The sequence below is a fragment of the Pedobacter sp. Leaf170 genome (genome assembly GCF_920984665.1).
In the GTDB taxonomy this organism is placed as follows: Bacteria; Bacteroidota; Bacteroidia; order Sphingobacteriales; family Sphingobacteriaceae; genus Pedobacter.
The window spans coordinates 180,665-200,046 of the sequence record NZ_CAKLBP010000007.1; the positions used below are offsets into that span (position 1 = coordinate 180,665).

Below are 19,382 nucleotides of genomic sequence, written 5' to 3' on the forward strand. Positions count from 1 at the left end.
ACAACAATATTACCCGATAAACTAAATCATTTGCATACATTTTAAAACATTAATTTATATTTAACATATATAATTAACCAGCACCTTTAATGAAAACTGTAACCTCCATTGCCATTACCGGTATTGCAATAACATTTCTTGCTCTACCATCCTTATTAACGAAAAATTCTTTCTCCATAAAAACAAGTGAAGATGGTTCGAAAAATAAATCAATATTAAGAATAGATACTCCAGACCAAGACCGGTTTGTTAAAGTTAACCTTGTTCAGGGGCAATTTACGGAGCCTACTGAAATGGCTGTACTTCCAAACCTTGATATATTGGTGGCGCAAAGACGAGGTGAGTTGATGCTGTATAAAAATCAAACTAAAAAACTGTCTCAAGCGGGCAAATTAGATGTCTATTTTAAAACCGGATTAGCTGATGTAAATGCAGAGGAAGGTTTATTGGGATTAACAATCGACCCAAAATATAGTATAAACAAACACGTGTATCTATTTTATAGCCCAATGGGAAGTTCGGTTAACCGTTTATCAAGATTCAAAATGGTAAACGATATGCTGAGTATGTCTTCAGAAAAGGTAATCCTTGAATTTTACTCTCAACGAGAAATTTGTTGTCACACTGGTGGCTCGCTCGCTTTCGGACCTGATGGTTTGTTATACATTTCTACAGGAGACAATTCAACGCCATTCGATGTTCCAAATCAAAAGTTTGTGAATAAAGGCTATGCGCCATTAGATAACAGACCTGGCTTGCAACAATATGATGCAAGGCGTTCTGCAGGAAATACGAATGATTTACGTGGTAAAATTCTTCGAATAAAAGTGAATGAAAATGGCAGTTATAGTATTCCCGAAGGAAATTTATTTGCTAAAACGGATAAAGGACGACCAGAAATCTACGTAATGGGGAATAGAAATCCGTATAGAATATCTGTTGATCAGAAAAATAGTTATTTATACTGGGGCGAGGTTGGGCCAGATGCTAGTAATGATGATGAGTTGAGAGGACCCAAAGGTTATGATGAGGTAAACCAAGCCAGAAAAGCCGGTAATTTCGGTTGGCCGTTATTTATTGGAAACAACTATCCATATAAAGAATACGACTTTACAAATGGCTCCAATGGAGAAGCATTTAATGCAGCAAAACCTGTAAATAATTCGCCAAATAATACAGGCTTAAATGATTTACCTCCAGCACAGGCAGCATTTATATGGTATCCTTACAGAGAATCAAAAGAATTTCCGCAGGTTGGTTCTGGCGGGCGAACTGCAATGGCCGGTCCAGTACTTTATACTGATAATCGCTCTGCTTACCCTGCGTACTACAATGGTAAACTAATTATTTACGAATGGGTTAGAGGATGGGTAAAAGCGGTAACGATGGCCCCTAATGGCGATTATTTAAGCATGGAGCCAATAATGTCGAACTTATCATTTGCAGCTCCAATTGATATGGAACTCGGGCCAGATGGAAAAATATATGTTTTGGAATATGGAAAAGGCTGGTTCTCAAAAAATCCTGATGCTGGAATTGTTAGAGTAGATTTTCTTAAAGGCAACAGACCGCCAGTAGTTAATGCATTAGAAATTGAAAAACCAAGCGGTTTATTACCATACAAAATGATAGCAAAAGTTGATGCCCGTGATGCTGATGGCGGAAAATTAACTTATATATGGAGTTTTGGGAATGGCTTAAAGAAAACTACAACGATACCTCAAATAACGCATACTTTTACAAAAGCAGGCGAGTATCCGGTAAGCGTTTCTGTTGTTGATAATGCTAACGCGGCAACCAAAAGTAAAACAATTCAGGTATTTGCCGGTAATGAACATCCAAAAGTTGATATTAAAATAGCAGGCAATAAGTCTTTTTATTTTCCGGATAAAGCCGTTAACTATGAAGTATTGGTGTCGGATAGAGGTACAACTGTAAGTAAGGATAGAATCTTTATCTCAAGCAACTATACCGAAGGCACTGATATGGCTGGTGCTCAATTAGGTCATCAACAGGTGGCGCAAACTATGATTGGAAAATCATTAATGATGAAATCTGATTGCAGCACTTGTCATAAAGTTTCAGAAACATCCATCGGGCCTGCATTCAGTAAAATTTCTCTTAAATATCAAAAAGACCCAAAAGCTGTTGATTATTTAGCCTCGAAAGTGATAAAGGGAAGCACGGGTGTTTGGGGAGAAGTTCCTATGCCAGCACATCCATCAATGAAAGAAAGCGAAGTTAAACAGATTGTGGAATGGGTGATGAGCTTATCTGCAAAAGAGAATAAAGTAGCATCGCTGCCAACAAAAGGTTCTGTTACACCACCAAAAACAATTAATAAAAATAAATCTGTTTTAACTTTTAAAGCAAGTTATGCAGACCTTGGCGCTAATGGATTAAAGCCTTTAATTGCGCTAACAACTTTAAATTTAAGAAGCAATAGCATTAGTAGCAATGATATTATCGGTAAAAATTTATCGGGTTTTAATCGTAATGATGATGGGAGTTTAACGTTAACCAAAAAAGAAGGATGGATAAAACTTCAAAATATTGATTTAACAGATATAAAATCAATCCTACTTTCGCCTGAAATGAGTTCTGATGAATACGAAGTGGACATTAGATTAGATAACGAAGCCGGTAAAATTCTTAAAAAATCTACATTTAACAATGGATTATTCCCAATAATGGAAGTAACTGATGGAAACTTCCACAACGTCATTATATCCTTTAGGCAAATAAAGGATACGAATAATAAACTCTATATAAAAGAAATAATCTTTAATGCTAAATAAAAGAAAGGGCTTTGAAAATTCATCAAAGCCCTTATTTGTTTAATATTAAAAAATTAGTTTTGTTGCATCAGGTTTTGCTTAACAAAAAGAACAAAAGAATCTTTGTATTTATTCGCTAAGGAAGTTGCTAACCCACCGGTTAGGACAATCTGATCGCCCAAAAAACTTTTTATATGTTGCTTTGATATAATAGTTGAAGTATTAATCTGTATAAATGCCGGATGCTTGCGAAGCATTTCTGCAATTTTATTAAAGCTTAAGCTAAAGCTCATATAATTATCGTTAATGGTTTTAAAATAAACCATATCGTTAATTTGTTCAAAAATAACTAAGTCGTTAAAAGCAATTTCAACTGTATCAAGGCTATTTTCTCTGAGCTGAACAAAAAAAGAATCTCCCAAAATTTCATCACTTAATGGATTTTCGTTTGGATAGAGGTTATTAATCGCTTCAGAAAAATGAATGCAAGAATATGGTTTTAATAAGTATCCATCGGCAGCAACATTAAAGGCATCCAAAGCATATTTAGAATGTGCCGTTGTAAAAATAAGGTGTTTGGTTTTTTTTCTGATTAAAGAAGCCAGTTCAATGCCGGATAATACTGGCATTTCAATATCCATAAAAATAATATCAACCGTTTCGGCTGATGAAATATCTGTTAAAGCCTGTAAAGGGTCGGTAAAGCTTTTTATAAGCTGTAAATCAGGAATTTTAATCAAACAGGAATTTAAGTTCTCTAAAGAACTTGGGTCATCATCTATCGCAATACAGTTAATCGGCATGTAAAAGAGGTTTTGAGATTTTAATTTAAATTAAATTTTGCTTTAGATTATTAATCTAAGTAAAAAATAAGATTGTACAAAATTTACTGCCTTGCTTCATCAAAAACAATTACAGTTCGGCTAATTTATGAATTATCTTTGTTAATTTCCTGCTTTTTTATTGTCATATCTACATTAAAGTGTTCATTATCATCTATGTAACTATTAATGTTAGCCTGTAAACCATAACTATAATTCAATCTTTTTCTGATGTTATCCATTCCAATACCAGACCGATTGAGCTCTTTTGGCTTCTGTTTTATTAAATTTTTGGTTTTGATACTTAACACATCTCCGTTCTTATTAATAGATATTTCTGCGGGCTGCTCCAATCTAAATAAATCGCCATGCTTAAAAATATTTTCAACCAGCGTTAATAATACCATCGATATAATTTTTTCAGATTTTACTTCATCATCATACCAAAACCTAATTTGTAAATTATGACCATTTCTTAACTGATGCAAGTTTATCAAAGTCTCGGCTTGTTCTATTTCATCTCCAAGTAGCACAAATTCATCTCTGTGGGTGCTATCAGCAGCATATCTCATAATATCAGATAAGGCTACAATTGTTTCTGCAGCAACTGGCGAGCTATCTTTAGTATTTAAATAGATAAAATCTAATGTGTTAAATAATAAATGAGGCTGTATTTGTGCTCTTAAAAAAGCATTTTCTGATTTTGATAACTGAATAATGTTATGAAGTTTTTGTTGCTCGAGGTTTTCGGTCTTTTTTCTTTCTTTTATATAGGTTGCCAGAAAATAATATGCAGTACCAAAAACAACAAAATATAATGCCCTGATAAAACCGCCTAAGAAAAAATTTCTGTTTATTTCAATATTGTTTACTGTTATAATATGTGTATATCTATTTATGAAATGATATGCACAATACATAATTAACAGAAATAGTGCAATTTCTAAGACTAAGTAAAGTGGTAACTTCCATATCGCAGATTTTGGGTTTTCTAAGCCCAATTTTAGCACAAGTAATGCGTGGCTGTAAAATATACCAATGTTTATCAGGTAATGAAAAATATACCGGCCAGGCTCACTAAACTGGCCTGAATACAAACCAACAGCAACAATCTCGTAAAATAAAAATACGGCCCAGAAAATAAAATGGTATTTATTTGAAACGAACCAGTTCCATAAAAATAAATTTTTGGCGTTAGAATTTTGAGGCATTAATATTATGATCTACCGGTTTTAATTGTCTTTTCTTTAATGTATGCTAATATTTCATCGCGATAATTGTTGCCGATATTTACTTGCAGGTTATTAGTCATTTTTAAAGTATAACCTTCTAGCTTTTCGATGTGATTTCTGGAAATTATAAATGACCGATGTGCTTGTAGAAAATTTGCTCGCTCCTTTAAAATTAATTTAATTTCAGATAAACCGATGTAAGCTACAATATTCTCATCTTGCGTATATATGCGAACATAATTTTGCAAACTTTCTACGGCAACGATATCATTATATTTAACTTTTATCAAGTTATTATTGTCATTCTTGTTCCTAATAAAAAAATAATCTTCTTCGGTTTGAGAAGAAAGAATATTAGTTGTTACAGGACTTGAAGGATATAATCGGTTAATGGTTTCGGCAAAGCGAGCAAAGGTATAGGGCTTTAACAAATAAGCACTTGCTAAAATCTCAAATGCTTCGTAGGCATATTTACTATGAGATGTGGTAAAAATAAGTTTGTCAGCTTTGTGGCGAATAGATTTCGATAGTTCTATCCCCGATATCAACGGCATGTCTACATCCATAAAAATTATATCAACATGCGGACCGGCAACGATTTCGTTGAGCGCTTTTAACGGATCTGAATAAACTTCTACCAATTGAAGGTTGGCTAGTGATTTAATGTATGTTTTGATTCCCTCAACAGCGTGAGCATCATCTTCAACAACAATACATTTTAATTTTATATTTGGCATCGGCATAAACAGCTGCAAATTAGCTTATCCTAAATTAAAAATAAAAAATAATCTATTCGTATCGTAATTATATCTATCAGTAAAGGATGGAGTTCTATTCGTGTAGCAATCTATCATTACCATGCTTTAAAAACGAGTATGATTTTTGTGCAATTTTTTGATAAAAGTCAAATTCGCACGACAGTTTACATAACTTTATGTAAATAAATTACAGGCTTTGCCTCATAAGTAAAACCGGTTGGATAGCTTTTGTATTATTTATGCCTATAGTTTAAAATTTGGCAACTAAAATTGAAATAAAGTGATAATTTTATCGGAGAATTGATTTAAAGGGTTTTTGTGCACATTAACAACAATTTTTAAATTGAATTTAAGGCTAACACATAAAAAATTCTCCCTAAAATGAAGTTATTATTTGATCAAGTTTCTGAAGAATGCAGTAAGCTTACCACAAAACGATATAGCACCAGTTTCTCTTTCGGCATTTATTTTTTAAATACTAAACTTCGAATGCCAATTTATTCCATTTATGGTTTCGTACGCTTCGCGGATGAAATTGTAGATAGCTTTCATAATTATGATAAAAAATATTTATTAGATAAGTTTTCATCAGATACTTTCGAGGCAATTGAATTGGGTATCAGCCTTAATCCTGTGCTAAATTCTTTCCAAAAGGTGGTTAACCATTATCATATTGATAAGGAATTGATTACACTTTTCTTAAACAGTATGCAGATGGATTTGCAAGAACAAGTTTATACGCCAGCGCTTTACAAAGAATATATTTTAGGTTCGGCAGAAGTTGTTGGCTTGATGTGTTTAAAAGTTTTTACAAACGGTAACCAAAGCGAATACGAATTGTTAAAACCTTACGCAATGAAGCTGGGCTCGGTTTTTCAAAAGATAAATTTTTTACGAGATTTAAAGGAAGACCACAAAGGATTAAAAAGAACGTACTTTCCTAATGTTAATCTTTCAAATTTCTGTGATAACCAAAAGAAATCTATAGAAATTGAAATTGAAGAGGAATTTAACGATGCTTTAGCCGGAATTAAAATGTTACCTAAGTCATCAAGAATTGGCGTTTATTTATCCTACATCTATTACAGAAAACTTTTTATAAAAATAAAGGCTTTATCAGCAGAAAGAATAATGAAAGAGCGCATTAGGATTTCTAACCCCCGAAAAATAGGGTTGATGTTTGATTGTGTGATTCGGCATAAATTTAATGCCATATAAAATAAGTATAGATAGAACCTAAAAACAGTTAATTAATGGAAGAACAAGTTATACTTGTTGATACAAATGATTTGCCAATTGGTAAAATGGCAAAAATGGAAGCACACGAAAAGGGCATTCTACACAGAGCATTTTCAGTATTTGTTTTTAATTCGAGAAATGAGTTGTTACTACAGCAGCGAGCAAAAAGTAAATACCATTCCTCGGGTTTATGGACTAATACCTGTTGCAGTCACCCACGATGGGCAGAAAGTAATATTGATGCTGCAAACAGGCGGTTAAAAGAAGAAATGGGAATGGAATGTGATTTGCGCTATGCATTTAATTTTATTTATAAAAGTGAATTCGAGGATGGCTTGATTGAGCACGAACTCGACCATGTATTTTTTGGTCAATCTGATGTTTTACCAAAGATAAATATAGATGAGGTTGAAGATTACCGATATATGAGTTTACCAGATTTACAGCAGGATATTTTAAATAAGCCTAAAGATTATACAAGCTGGCTAAAAATATGCATTGAGAAGGTTATTGAAGCTATTTAACTCCCTAAAACAAAAAACGGGCATACAACTTTCGTCGTATACCCGCATCTAAATTAACGCTCTCGAGGACAAAGATAGAGTTAGTTATGATATTTTCTAATTTTTTTTAACATATCTTTTATTTTTTTTCATTTTATTTTTCAAGCCAAATTTTTCAGCAAAAGATTGCAAATGTCTTTTTGCTTAATTTGGAAGCAATGGGCTATTTTTCCTTCAATTCTGATTCTTCCTTTGCCGCTCTTATTTTCTCTTTCTTCAGGTCTATTCTTATCAGATTATATAAACTCATATACACATTGGCAATCCATATTATTGAAAAACCAGCTAACAAATAACCACGCCAACCTTCGTAAAGTAATGTATATTTTGTTATGATTAAAAGTAAAATTGTAACGTAATGACTAAAGCAGTACTCGCAGGTAAATAAGTAAAAAAATTTTCTTTTATAAAGCTTATCGCAGCTTTGTGAGCGGGCAACACAAAATTCTCTGGCCTCCTTAAAAACTTCTTCTTTAGTAACTGTCCACGCTATGCAAGCCACCGGAATGGCTAATATAAATATGTAATAAATCGTGTGTTCCATAATTTGATAATCTAGACTATTAACCTTCGCTCTTTTCTAAATGTTTTTGTAAACATTAATTAATATCAAATGTTTCATATTCAAACATTTAATAATGGAAAGAGCAGAAATAAAATCTCTACTTGAGGTTATTGAACAACAAATTAGTTCATCGATATTAGGAGGAATGGATGAACAATATGAAGAATTAGAATCGCTGGGTTTTATAACCATAAATAAGCAAGCTGTGCAATGGTCTGCAACGATTACACCGGCCGGGGTCGATTTCCTCCACAACAACTAGGGCCTTTACCATCATTGTTTTTTGGCATCGCTAACAGTATCGTTTAATTCTGTAAATTTGAGGCTTGCTAAAACTATAACATAGTTTAGCATCAAAACTATGGATAAAATTAATTTACGAACCGTTAATGTAACCCGATATGTTACGCCACTTCGCGAGGGTGGCTCAATGCCGGCTATTGCAGAGGCAGACGATGATTTTCTTTACGTACTAAAATTTAGAGGTGCAGGACAAGGAGCCCGTGCTTTAATTGCTGAGTTAATTGGAGGAGAAATAGCCAGAATTTTAGGCTTTAAAATTCCTGAACTTGTTTTTGCAAATTTAGATGAAGCTTTTGGTAGAACTGAACCTGATGAAGAAATTCAGGATTTATTAAAAGCGAGTGTAGGCTTAAATTTAGCGCTACATTATCTTTCTGGTGCCATAACTTTCGATCCTACGGTAACGAAGGTTGATGCGAAATTAGCTTCTCAAATTGTTTGGTTGGATTGTTTGTTAACCAATATGGATAGAACCTGTCGCAATACAAACATGCTTATGTGGCATAAAGAATTGTGGTTGATAGATCATGGCGCATCTCTATATTTTCATCATTCATGGCAAAATTGGGAAGAACAGGCTAAAAAACCTTTTGTATTGATTAAAGACCATGTACTATTGCCATGGGCAGAAAATCTTGAGGAGGTAGATGCTGAGTTCAGTGCTATTTTAAAACCTGAACATTTGCAAAAAATTGTGTCACTTATTCCTGATGAGTGGCTGGAAGGCGAACACATTTTTGAAACCAAAGATGAACATCGCCAGGCTTATGCAAAATTCTTAGCAATAAGATTATCTAATTCGAATGTATTTTTAAAAGAAGCACAGCATGCAAGAGAAATTCTTATTTGAGTATGCTGTAATTCGGGTTATGCCTAGGGTAGAACGCGAAGAATTTATTAATGTGGGTATTATTTTATACTGTGCTAAGCAAAAATTTTTAAAAAGCATTTATATAATTGATGAAAATAAGCTAAAAACATTTTCACCCGAAATTGATATAGATGAAATTGAAGCAAACTTAATAGCTTTGCAGCGAATAAGCGCAGCAGCAAATGGTTCGGGCACTATTGGCACTTACGATATGGCTTCCAGGTTTCGTTGGTTAACGGCTACCAGAAGTACGGTTGTTCAATGCTCAAAAGTACATCCGGGCTTTTGCCTAAATGCTCAAGAAACATTAAATAGACTGTACGAACAATTGGTACTCTAAATTCACTAAAGCATTAACAGATACAACACACCGAAAATCGTTGAATAAATATTTTGAAGAGCAGTTAGAATTGCTCAAAATGGAGCGTAAAGCCGACCATGATGCGTATATAAAATTAACACAAAATAGTTCTGCTGCAGACAGGCGTAATCTGGGCTTAACCTGGTACCCAATCGCTATTCGCAATACGGAAATCGGGAGGGGAGATTACCTCAACATTGAAATCGAACGAACAACACATAAAGATTTATCGCAGCAATTTCGCTTTGGCTCATCAGTTGTTTTATTTTCAAATCATAACGCTAAAGAGGATAGGATTGAGGGCGTAATTAGCCACTTAAATCGCGATAGGATGAAAATTAGTTTAAGGTTGGATGAATTACCAGACTGGACTAAAGATGGGAAACTCGGAGTTGATTTATTATTCGACAATAATAGCTATGATGAAATGCAAAATGCATTAAAATCTGCCAGTTCGATTATTGATGATGATGATAAAAACAGATTAGCAAAAATTCTGATTGGCAAAGAAAAAGCAACCTTTAGTGCTTTAGAAACTCCTTTCCATTCTTCAAACTTAAATTCATCACAAAACGAAGCCATAAATAAAATTTTAACGGCTAATGAACTGGCAATTGTTCATGGTCCGCCAGGAACCGGAAAAACCACAACATTGATTGAAGCCATTAAAGCAGAACATAAACTAAAAAAGCAAAAAATTTTAGTGGTAGCGCCAAGCAATACCGCTGTAGATTTATTAACTGAAAAGTTAGCAGAAAATGGTTTAAATGTAGTTAGAGTTGGTAATCCGGCAAGGGTTTCAGAGCATTTGCTACATGCTACGCTTGATTATAAAATGTATGCACATGCAGAAATGAAAAACATTAAGGCTTTAAAAAAGCAAGCTGCTGAATACAAAAACATGGCTCATAAATATAAAAGAAGTTTTGGAAAGGCAGAACGGGAGCAGAGAAAAGCTTTGTTTGATGAAGCACATAAAATTGGTCGTGAGATAGAAAATGCTGAAAAATATATTGCTGAAAATATTTTTAATAACGCCGAAATTATTACCGCAACCCTGGTTGGTTCTAACCATTATTCAGTCAAAAATTTGAAATATGGAGCTGTTTTTATAGATGAAGCCGGGCAAGCTTTAGAACCAGCCTGTTGGATACCGATTTTAAAAGCTGATAAAGTTGTTTTGGCTGGAGATCATTTCCAGCTCTCTCCAACAACAAAATCGAATGAGGCTGCAGATAAAGGTTTAAGCAAAACGCTGCTTGAAAAATGTGCGGAGCAGCATAATGAAACTGTAGTTTTATTGCAAGAACAATATAGAATGAATAGTCAGATAATGGGTTATTCATCCAAAATATTTTATAATGATAAATTAATTGCAAATGCTTCAGTTGCGAATCATCAACTTTCTGAAAACGAATCACCTTTAATGTTCATCGATACATCAGGATGCAGCTTTGATGAAAAAGCTGACGGAACGAGCACTACAAATCCAGATGAAGCTGTTTTTCTATTAAATCATCTAACAAATTTAATTGAAAGTTTAAAAGCATTAAATGCTGATTTACCGAGCGTTGGCGTAATTTCTCCATACAAACAGCAAGTTTATCTTTTAAAAGAATTGATTAAAGACAATCCGCTTTTAGCTGAAAATGAAGGTAAAATATCTATAAATACGATTGATAGTTTTCAAGGGCAGGAGCGGGATGTAATTTACATCAGTTTAACCAGAAGTAATACAGATGGTGTAATTGGCTTTTTATCAGATATTAGAAGAATGAATGTTGCCATGACGAGAGCCAGAAAAAAACTTGTTGTTATTGGCGATGGCAGTACCTTATCAAGGTTTCCTTTTTACAACAATTTTATAAAATATGCTGAAGATTTAAATGCTTACCATAGCGCCTGGGAATATATTGCCATTTAAAATATCTGATTTTCTGCTTGCTACTCGATAAAATTATTATTTTTGAATATCATCCCATATTGGCAGCGAACATCCTATTTTATCAAACCTTCATGTGGTGCATGTTTTTTTACGTGAATAATCATCCCAAAAAATTAAATGAAGGAGCATATCAAAATCCTAATAGCCGACGATACGGAGTTAATGCGTTTGGTTATGCGTAGTTTTTTTAAAAAACTTCTGCTAAATCCACAAATATCAGAAACTGAAAATCTAAATGATACACATCAAAAACTGAGCGAAGAAAAGTTCGATTTGTTGTTGTTAGATATCAACATGCCTAATGGCGACAGCAATCCAAATACGGTAATAGAGATTAAGAAAAAATACCCTGAACTACAAATTGTAATGTTTACCGGTAACGATAAAAGCACTTTGGAAGCCGAATATGCTGCCGCCGGTGCTGTCGGATTTATTCAGAAAGATGAAAATATGAACGTTTACGCAAAAGAAATTGTAGCTAAATTATTTGGCTAAAACAGCATCTTTCCGCTCATCAATTTTACCTGATATACTTGCACCTGCAACCAGCAGTTCGGCGGTAATCGTTTTAGTATATTCTTGAATTTCCTGCTTAAATTCTTTAACAGAAGCACCTGAGCGTATTTCTTCCAGTCGCTTTTCCCACTGACCAGTTAATTCTGCCTGGGCTATACGCTTATCTTTAACAACATCATAAACCGCTAATCCTTTATTTGTTGGCACTAAATTTCGTTTCTCCCTGCTAATATATTCCCTGGTAATTAAGGTTTCAATTATCGATGCCCGGGTTGCAGGAGTTCCTAAACCACTATCTTTCATTGCGTATCTAAGCTCTTCATCCTCAATCTCTTTACCAGATGTTTCTAAAGCTTTTAATAAGGAAGCTTCATTGTACATTGCCTTTGGTTTTGTTTGTTTTTCTAAAAATGCTTTCTCGATGATGGGCAATGCTTCGCCAACTGTAACCTTTGGTAATGCAGCATTATCCTCATCTTTCTTATCATCTTCAGTTTCGTTGAAAACAGAGCGCCATCCCGCAGAGCGGATAACAGTTCCATTCGCTAAAAAAGTTGTTCCGGATTGTATTGTAATTTTAGTTATCTCTTTTAAACATTCTTGATGAAAAGCTTCAATCATTCTTCCAACAACCATATCATATATTGCTTGTTTATCAGCACTTAAGCCATAAGCATCTTCTCCGGTTGGTAATATGGCATGGTGATCGGTTACTTTTTTGGCATTTACACTACGCTTATTTAAACTTACGGTTTGCAAAAAGCTTGCTTGCTTTCCAAAATCATTATGATTAGTAAATTTCGAAATTAAAGCGGGTACACCTGCAAACACATCATCGCCAATGTAACGGCTCCCCGTACGCGGATAAGAAACCAATTTACTTTCGTATAAATTTTGAAGCAGATTTAGGGTTTGGTCGGCAGTGAAACCTTTTTTCTTATTCGCTTCTTGCTGTAATGAACTTAAATCGTGTAATAGTGGTGGCGGTTCTTTGCGTGGTTTGGCTTCCACAGCACTAATATTTCCACCATTGGTAAGGCCTGAAGCTACGTCTTCTACCAGTTTAAAAATAGCTTCTGCTTCACCCTTATCTTTGTAGTTATTTGTAGAAATGGCTTTAAAAGCTTGTTCGTCCTTAATTAGTTGAATACTAATTTGGTAATAGGTTTGTGGTACAAAGTTTTTGATTTCTAAAAAACGGGCACAAATCATTGCAAGGGTAGGTGTTTGTACCCGACCGAGCGAAAGTACCGTTCTGTTACCTGCAGATATGCTTAGGGCTTGTGTTGCATTCATTCCAACTAACCAATCAGATTCTGAGCGGCAATGTGCTGAATTGAATAAGGTATCGTAATCGGTTCCAGGCTTTAAATTTCTAAAACCGTCTTTTATTGCTTCATCAGTTTGTGATGAAATCCATAAGCGCTTAAATGGTTTTTTACATTTGAGATAGTAATAAATGTAACGGAAAATTAATTCTCCTTCACGTCCCGCATCCGTTGCAACAATAATTTCTGTAGCCTCATCAAAAAGTTTCTTTATGGTATCAAGTTGCTTTCTAACCGCTGGGTCTTCAACAAAGCCATCCTTAGTTTTAATTTTTCTAATTGCAAGCTTAAATTTTGCTGGTAACATTGGCAAATGTTGTTTTCTCCAGCCAATAAAGCCATAATCTTGCGGGGGTGCCAATTGTAATAAATGCCCAAAAGCCCAGGTAAAAGAATAGCCTTTACCTTCAATGTATCCATCTTTTCTGCTTGTTGCGCCAAAAACTTTTGCTAATTCTCTACCAACTGAGGGCTTTTCTGCAATTACAATTTTCATTAATAACTTTGGTGTTTTGAACCTCAAAGATGATTAAAATTATGCTCTCGCAAATCAAAAAATTATACACAATTGGATTTGAAAAAGCTAAAATGCCTATCCTTGTAAACAAAACAATTGATTTTCAGTAATATCCAATTTTTATCTTAACAATTTGATATTTCATCTGTCTTATCATTATTAATCAGTTAAAATGGATAAGGTTTACCAGCTCTGCAACAACAAAATTAAGGTCAGCATTCAGGAAGGTTTGATTCGCTTAAAAAGCGATAAGGCGCTTTGGACCTATCTTGATGGCGCAACTTTAGAAAGAACATTATCATTAGTAAAGCTTATTAAAGCCGACTATATAAACGAGTATAAAAGAGCACTTAACATATCCAACGATTCTTTAGTAGTCGAAATTTGGGCTCATGTTTACAGCCATTATTTTGGCTTGCTGATTAATCGGAACAATAAAATTAAGTGGCTTAAAAAACTTTTAGCTAAGGGAATAAATAGGGCTGAAATAATAGATTGCGGTGAAAAACAAATAGATACGAATAGATGGTTTTGGGATTTGATTTCTGTTTTTAAATTGCCAATATCGTGGTTTACACCAAAAAATATTGCCAATAGAAAATTAATTTCCTAATCAAAGTTTGATGCCAAAACCTCTGATTGCTCATTAAGTGCAACATTAGCTGCCAAGGTTTCATCTAAATATCTCGAATTATAAGATTGCCCCGATCCATTAATAAATAACACCGTTTTATCAGCAATTGTATTTATAACTTTATTGGATAATTTAGATGATACAGCCGGACAACCCTGGCTTCTTCCTAAACGCCCCAATTGGTTAATACTTTCCTGACCAACATAATCTGCTCCATGAACCACAATTGCCCTTTCTCTGGCATTGTTGTTAAAACCATAATCCATACCATCAAGCTTTAACGAGCGACCATGTTTACCGAAGTAAATTTCTCCTGTTAGGTAAAAACCCAGACTGCTTTCATTAGAATTTTTGGAATTTGAAAAATGCGAAGGTTTATCGCCACCACTATTTAAGCCATGGGCAACCCAGGTATTTAATATCAGTTCTTTCTTATCTAAATCTATAACGTAAAGTCGCTTTTTGCTGCTTTCCTGGTCAAAATCTGCAATGGTTAATATAGATTTTGAATGCATTAAACCAGAATGTTTAATATTATAGAAGCCTGTTAAAGCCTTTTCAAAAACATTAACATTTAAGCCAGCAGAATCAAGACCAACCTGGTGATAGAGCTTCTCGATATGCTGATTGTAAAGGCTATCGGATGAAATATTGACCGCAATAAGATTTTTATTTTGATAATCTACCGGTTTCCAACTTGTTAAAATGATGCTGATGCCTGATAAAAGGCATATTGCCGTACTCACTAATCTTTTTCTCATCAAGGGATATTTGTGTGATTCTTAATTACTTATACGAACAAATACGAGAAATATTGTAACAGCGATGATACGAATTGAAGATTAACACCATAATGACATTCATCTGATGGATAGAAAATCAGATTTTATGGTAGATTTATCAGCATAAAAAAAAGTTACATTAATTTAGATTTATCTCAATTATGCCCAATCAAGATAAAGATTATTCATTCTGGACCAAATACAAACGCTTTGCAACAACCGAAATTATAATGTATTTGATAATGATAGTTGGAATAACGCTTGGCATTATTTTTTTAAGCTGAGAATTAGCTTATATCTATCTGATGTGTTTACATCGCTGATAAATTTATTAAACTCTGCATAAGCTTCAGGCGGAAACGTACCTTCATTAAGCATTAGCTTTCTATAATAACTAAGTTTATTGCCTTTTAAAGTTGTTGTGGATATATACTCACCAAACTGATTTGAAAATTTTTTATCATTTGGTGGAATTTGTGTTGTTATAATACCTTCGGGTAAGGTGTAGGTAATACTATCCTCATCGGTAAAGCCTCTATTTAAATAAAGTGGTTTAGTTCTAACCCGCGATTCCGGAATGTTCCCTTTTACATTGAAAGCATTCAGCACCAAAAATAATTTATCGTTATTTATAACTGCATACTTATTAATATTGATATTTAATTCCTCAATTATGCGTGGCGTACTGCTCTTATCTTTAGTGTAATTTATTTTATTAAATGCAATATTATCAACATCGTAAGCATCTGTTAAAAGCTTTTGCTGCTCTGAGAATGGTTTACCTATAATGCTTTCATTATTATCATACTGTGAACCAGAAAATATTGTTTTAACGGTTCCTTTAATATCTCCACCTGCAAGAATTGTTAATTCTGCCATTCTAATTTGCTTATTATCCTGTGTTTCAAGTTTTGGCGTTTTTAATAATTTTCCACCTTCAGCTGTGCAAGCTAAAACCAGCCTGTCATCTGTAAAATCGCCAAGAAACCCGAACGGAGCTTTTTGACTTGTACATTCAAGCCAGATTGTATCGCCTTTTAAGGGCAAACATAAGATAACATGATTTCCTTGCACCATACTTGCATAATTTGCATCAAAGCTTTTCTTTTCATTTCCAGCTTCTACAACGCAATAATAGGATTCTATGCCTGCAACACTTAACAAACTTTGTGTGTAATTAACCAATGCTTTACAATCTCCGTAGCCAAGTTTATCAACTTCAGAAGCTGCTACCGGTTGATTGCCTCCAATACCAATCTGCACACTTATATATCGCGTTTTATTTTGCATGTACTGATAAATTTTTCTTGCTTTTTCTTTATCATCAGTTTCATTTTTTACCAATTCTTTTATGGTTTCAATTGTATTTTGCGGCAATGCAGAACGCCCTTTTAATAAATTTTCATATATCCATTTGCCCAATTCATTCCAATTATGATAAGAGCCTTTGTAGTTATAGAAGAAAAAATCTTTAGGCGCTATTTTTACACTGGTTTCGTAAGTTTCTCTATCCGGACTGTAAGGTTCTGGTTTAGCTGCCGCGATATTGCTAACCGACCAAACGTATGTTTTTTGCTTGTCGGTTAAAGTTTCCAAAGGATTTCCAGCATAATTTTGAGCTTTAATTCTCAATTCATCCGTTGGTTTGCAAATAAATGTGTAATTACTTTTCTCTACCGAAACATCGCTTGCAGGCTTAGGGTTCCAATCCGGAATGGCAAGATTTTGCTTGTGTTTTACCTCATAATTATAAACTACAGTATAAGGATATACATTCTCGTTAGGCAAAAAATGCTTAACTCTATCATCAACAAACAAAGAAAATCCATCTGCGGCACTTTCATCGCTAAAATTACTTTGGGTAAATTTACTGGTTAATTTGCCCGCTGCGTTATAAACTTCGCCCTTAATGCCTTTAATCGCAGTGCTTTTATCATAAAATAATACCAAGCGAGCAGCATTTTCGCCATTTTTATTTAAAACGGTTATTACTTTTTTTACAGTTTGAACCACATTATCTGGCGTTCGCATATCAATAACCGTTTCCTGATTTCTTATGGTAGCATTTGCCCGGCTTTTTAAAGTTTGAGGAATTAAATCGGCATCATAATTATCCTGAGCAGATGTTTTAAAAAAAATTACGCAGAGCGATAGAAAAAGCAATACATATTTCATTATTTAACTTTTTTAAGTAAAAGTTCGGCCTTTTGATTTTGAATGATTTTGCTGTAAAACTCTTTTAAATAAAGATATTCTTCGGGCATGTAAGTCGCTTTGTTTAACTGCATAATTTGGCTCAAAGAAATCAAATTATCTTCAATTCCTGTTTTAAGCAAGTATTTTCCGCCAGCATTTGGTAAGGCAATTGCCAAATCTTTAGGCTTTTCTTTGAGTTCATATTTGCCCGGAAGTTCGATATTTATGAGTGTTCTTGTATCTGAAGATGAACCTAAATCTACCGGATAAGTTCTAGAGGCTAAATTAAATGGATTTTTGGCAACCGGACTAATCATAAATGGATTGAAATAAAGTTCATCTTTATCTGCACTAGATTGTGAAGCAAATTCTACCTCATAAATTTCGGTCAATGTATTTTCAACGCTGTCCAAATTCCTAATCTCATGCTTTAGAATTTTTATCTTAGCCATCGATTCATCAAGTTTTTCTACGTAGTCATCAATGCTATTGCTCTTTTTAATTGCCTTTCTCTTGTTAAATGCTTCATAGCCTGTGCTATGTGTTATAATGGTTCCCGATATCGTTCCATCGATATTCAATTTTCCTTGTAAAACGTAGCTGGTTGATGATTTTTGTGCCGCAACCAAATCAATCCAATAAGAAGGCTTTTTTAAATTTATTACCCTGCCTTGATCATTAATGCAACGCAATGGCAATAATCCAAATGGTAACAAAGGTTCAGTAGCATCAAGCATATAACTTTTATCACCAATATTAACTTTTGCAACCAGATAATTAAAATCGCTTATGATAGGGAAAAGTTTATTCACAGTACCATTATCGCGGGTAGAGAGCATAACAGCCTCTGTGTCAAAGTTAGCGGCCGAAAGTGCGGCAATCAAATTTAAATTAACATCAGCAACATTACCAGAGCGCATATCTAAAGCTTTTTTAATATTGTCTTCGCTGTATTTTCCATAATAATTATTCCACTTAATTTGATTTTTAACAAAATTGTAAATGGCTTTGGCTTTGCTTAAATCATCGCTGGCATTTTTTAATGTCGATGGCAATAAATCTTTATAGATATCCTTTCGTTTCATTTGAGAACCGAAATTTCTTTCGTTTACTAATTCATAATCAACATCTTTCCATGTTTTTGTATAACTAATTCTCGATCCTGTGGTGGTAACTTGGTCTGATAATTCAAAATTAATAGCCGATTTAAAATTGCTTGCCGCAGTCATGTAATCCTCTTCAACAAATGCAGGTATATCTTTCATAACATACCAAATTTTAGAGCAATCTATTGGCGTTCCATTTAATCGCAAACACTCTCTTGCTACCTCACTTTTTGTGCTACTTAATTTTTGAAAACCCCGTAACGATACATTGTAATTATAAATTGCCGGGATATTAACCAAATATTCACTATAAACTTTTGGAATATCAGTCTGAAAATTCCATGTTTTAAAATTAAATATATTTGGAGATTCCAGCCTGTAACTATATTCTATAATCGAACCATCTTTAATATTTGGTAAAGTAAACTTTGTTAGCGTAGCATATTTAGAGCGAACTTCATTAAATATAGCCTTCTTATCCATAATGGTTTCTACAAATCTTCCATTCTCATAGTTAAAGGTAGAGGCCTTTATATCTGTAATTATCTCTTCACGGCTATCATCTTTATAAATAGGGATAATAACATTAGCCTGATCATAACCTTCTTTGTTGTAGATTTTAATTTTTACATGATATTCAAAGTATATGTTTATGCTATTAGTTCTGTCACTTACCTGCATGGATGACGTTCCAAACTCTCTAAGCACTACAGCATTTGCATTACTATCTAACTTATTTCTGTCAAAATCGTTATCATCATGAGTTATTCTACCAAAATCGAAATTTTGTGCAGAGCAGTAAATCGTAAAAAGAGAGAAACAAAATAATAATAGAAGTTTACGCATTGAGTTTGGTTAATTTTTGGCA

At 33.8% G+C, this 19,382-nt stretch carries 17 protein-coding genes; 9 read left to right on the forward strand and 8 right to left on the reverse strand.

Annotated elements, in window-relative coordinates:
- The first annotated feature begins 89 nt into the window (after positions 1 to 89).
- Positions 90 to 2,798 carry a PQQ-dependent sugar dehydrogenase gene (locus tag LUA90_RS16495; RefSeq protein ID WP_231491783.1) on the forward strand — a complete coding sequence of 903 codons (2,709 nt, stop codon included), beginning with the start codon at positions 90 to 92 and terminating at the stop codon, positions 2,796 to 2,798.
- A gap of 53 nt (positions 2,799 to 2,851) precedes the next feature.
- On the opposite strand, the gene LUA90_RS16500 is transcribed toward LUA90_RS16495, so the two are convergent.
- The 3 genes from LUA90_RS16500 to LUA90_RS16510 all read right to left on the reverse strand — a co-directional run bounded on the left by LUA90_RS16500 (position 2,852) and on the right by LUA90_RS16510 (position 5,567).
- Positions 2,852 to 3,580, reverse strand: a complete 729-nt coding sequence (locus LUA90_RS16500) for a LytTR family DNA-binding domain-containing protein (RefSeq protein ID WP_231459675.1) — start codon at positions 3,578 to 3,580, stop codon at positions 2,852 to 2,854.
- A gap of 125 nt (positions 3,581 to 3,705) precedes the next feature.
- Positions 3,706 to 4,809 (reverse strand): sensor histidine kinase, encoded by a 1,104-nt coding sequence (locus LUA90_RS16505; RefSeq protein WP_231491785.1) that lies wholly within the window; start codon positions 4,807 to 4,809, stop codon positions 3,706 to 3,708.
- A gap of 5 nt (positions 4,810 to 4,814) precedes the next feature.
- Positions 4,815 to 5,567 carry a LytTR family DNA-binding domain-containing protein gene (locus LUA90_RS16510; RefSeq protein ID WP_231459673.1) on the reverse strand — a complete coding sequence of 251 codons (753 nt, stop codon included), beginning with the start codon at positions 5,565 to 5,567 and terminating at the stop codon, positions 4,815 to 4,817.
- Between the two features lie 402 nt (positions 5,568 to 5,969).
- Between LUA90_RS16510 and LUA90_RS16515 the strand changes: the two genes are divergently transcribed.
- Together LUA90_RS16515 and idi are read left to right on the forward strand one after the other, a co-directional pair.
- Complete coding sequence (locus LUA90_RS16515) at positions 5,970 to 6,806, forward strand: phytoene/squalene synthase family protein (RefSeq protein ID WP_231491788.1); 837 nt, start codon at positions 5,970 to 5,972, stop codon at positions 6,804 to 6,806.
- 35 nt (positions 6,807 to 6,841) lie between these two features.
- Positions 6,842 to 7,351, forward strand: coding sequence for an isopentenyl-diphosphate Delta-isomerase (idi, locus tag LUA90_RS16520; protein WP_231491789.1), 510 nt, complete (start codon positions 6,842 to 6,844; stop codon positions 7,349 to 7,351).
- 202 nt (positions 7,352 to 7,553) lie between these two features.
- Here the strand turns inward: idi and LUA90_RS16525 are convergent, their stop codons facing one another.
- Entirely contained in the window at positions 7,554 to 7,934 is a 381-nt protein-coding gene (locus LUA90_RS16525) for a hypothetical protein (protein ID WP_231459670.1), read from the reverse strand.
- Between the two features lie 94 nt (positions 7,935 to 8,028).
- Between LUA90_RS16525 and LUA90_RS16530 the strand changes: the two genes are divergently transcribed.
- From LUA90_RS16530 to LUA90_RS16550, 5 genes are all read left to right on the forward strand, one after another.
- On the forward strand, positions 8,029 to 8,217 hold the full coding sequence (locus tag LUA90_RS16530) for a hypothetical protein (RefSeq protein ID WP_231491790.1): 189 nt from the start codon (positions 8,029 to 8,031) through the stop codon (positions 8,215 to 8,217).
- A gap of 99 nt (positions 8,218 to 8,316) precedes the next feature.
- Positions 8,317 to 9,108 carry a HipA family kinase gene (locus LUA90_RS16535; RefSeq protein ID WP_231491791.1) on the forward strand — a complete coding sequence of 264 codons (792 nt, stop codon included), beginning with the start codon at positions 8,317 to 8,319 and terminating at the stop codon, positions 9,106 to 9,108.
- Entirely contained in the window at positions 9,086 to 9,469 is a 384-nt protein-coding gene (locus LUA90_RS16540; RefSeq protein ID WP_231491792.1) for a DUF3037 domain-containing protein, read from the forward strand. Before LUA90_RS16535 ends, LUA90_RS16540 begins: the two co-directional genes overlap by 23 nt.
- A gap of 40 nt (positions 9,470 to 9,509) precedes the next feature.
- On the forward strand, positions 9,510 to 11,414 hold the full coding sequence (locus tag LUA90_RS16545) for an AAA domain-containing protein (RefSeq protein WP_370635372.1): 1,905 nt from the start codon (positions 9,510 to 9,512) through the stop codon (positions 11,412 to 11,414).
- Between the two features lie 138 nt (positions 11,415 to 11,552).
- Complete coding sequence (locus tag LUA90_RS16550; protein WP_231491793.1) at positions 11,553 to 11,930, forward strand: response regulator; 378 nt, start codon at positions 11,553 to 11,555, stop codon at positions 11,928 to 11,930.
- Here LUA90_RS16550 and LUA90_RS16555 read toward each other — a convergent pair.
- On the reverse strand, positions 11,919 to 13,775 hold the full coding sequence (locus LUA90_RS16555; protein ID WP_231491794.1) for a DNA topoisomerase 3: 1,857 nt from the start codon (positions 13,773 to 13,775) through the stop codon (positions 11,919 to 11,921). The genes LUA90_RS16550 and LUA90_RS16555 overlap by 12 nt on opposite strands.
- 193 nt (positions 13,776 to 13,968) lie before the next feature.
- Between LUA90_RS16555 and LUA90_RS16560 the strand changes: the two genes are divergently transcribed.
- On the forward strand, positions 13,969 to 14,409 hold the full coding sequence (locus LUA90_RS16560; protein WP_231459664.1) for a hypothetical protein: 441 nt from the start codon (positions 13,969 to 13,971) through the stop codon (positions 14,407 to 14,409).
- Here the strand turns inward: LUA90_RS16560 and LUA90_RS16565 are convergent.
- The 3 genes from LUA90_RS16565 to LUA90_RS16575 form a co-directional block, all read right to left on the reverse strand.
- Positions 14,406 to 15,191 carry a murein L,D-transpeptidase catalytic domain family protein gene (locus LUA90_RS16565; protein ID WP_231459663.1) on the reverse strand — a complete coding sequence of 262 codons (786 nt, stop codon included), beginning with the start codon at positions 15,189 to 15,191 and terminating at the stop codon, positions 14,406 to 14,408. The two genes, LUA90_RS16560 and LUA90_RS16565, sit on opposite strands and share 4 nt — an antisense overlap.
- Before the next feature lie 288 nt (positions 15,192 to 15,479).
- Entirely contained in the window at positions 15,480 to 17,387 is a 1,908-nt protein-coding gene (locus LUA90_RS16570) for a DUF3857 domain-containing protein (protein ID WP_231491795.1), read from the reverse strand.
- A complete protein-coding gene (locus tag LUA90_RS16575; RefSeq protein WP_231491796.1) occupies positions 17,387 to 19,360 on the reverse strand; it encodes a DUF3857 domain-containing protein in 1,974 nt (657 codons plus the stop codon). The genes LUA90_RS16570 and LUA90_RS16575 overlap by 1 nt, the downstream gene beginning before the upstream one ends.
- Positions 19,361 to 19,382: the final 22 nt, after the last annotated feature.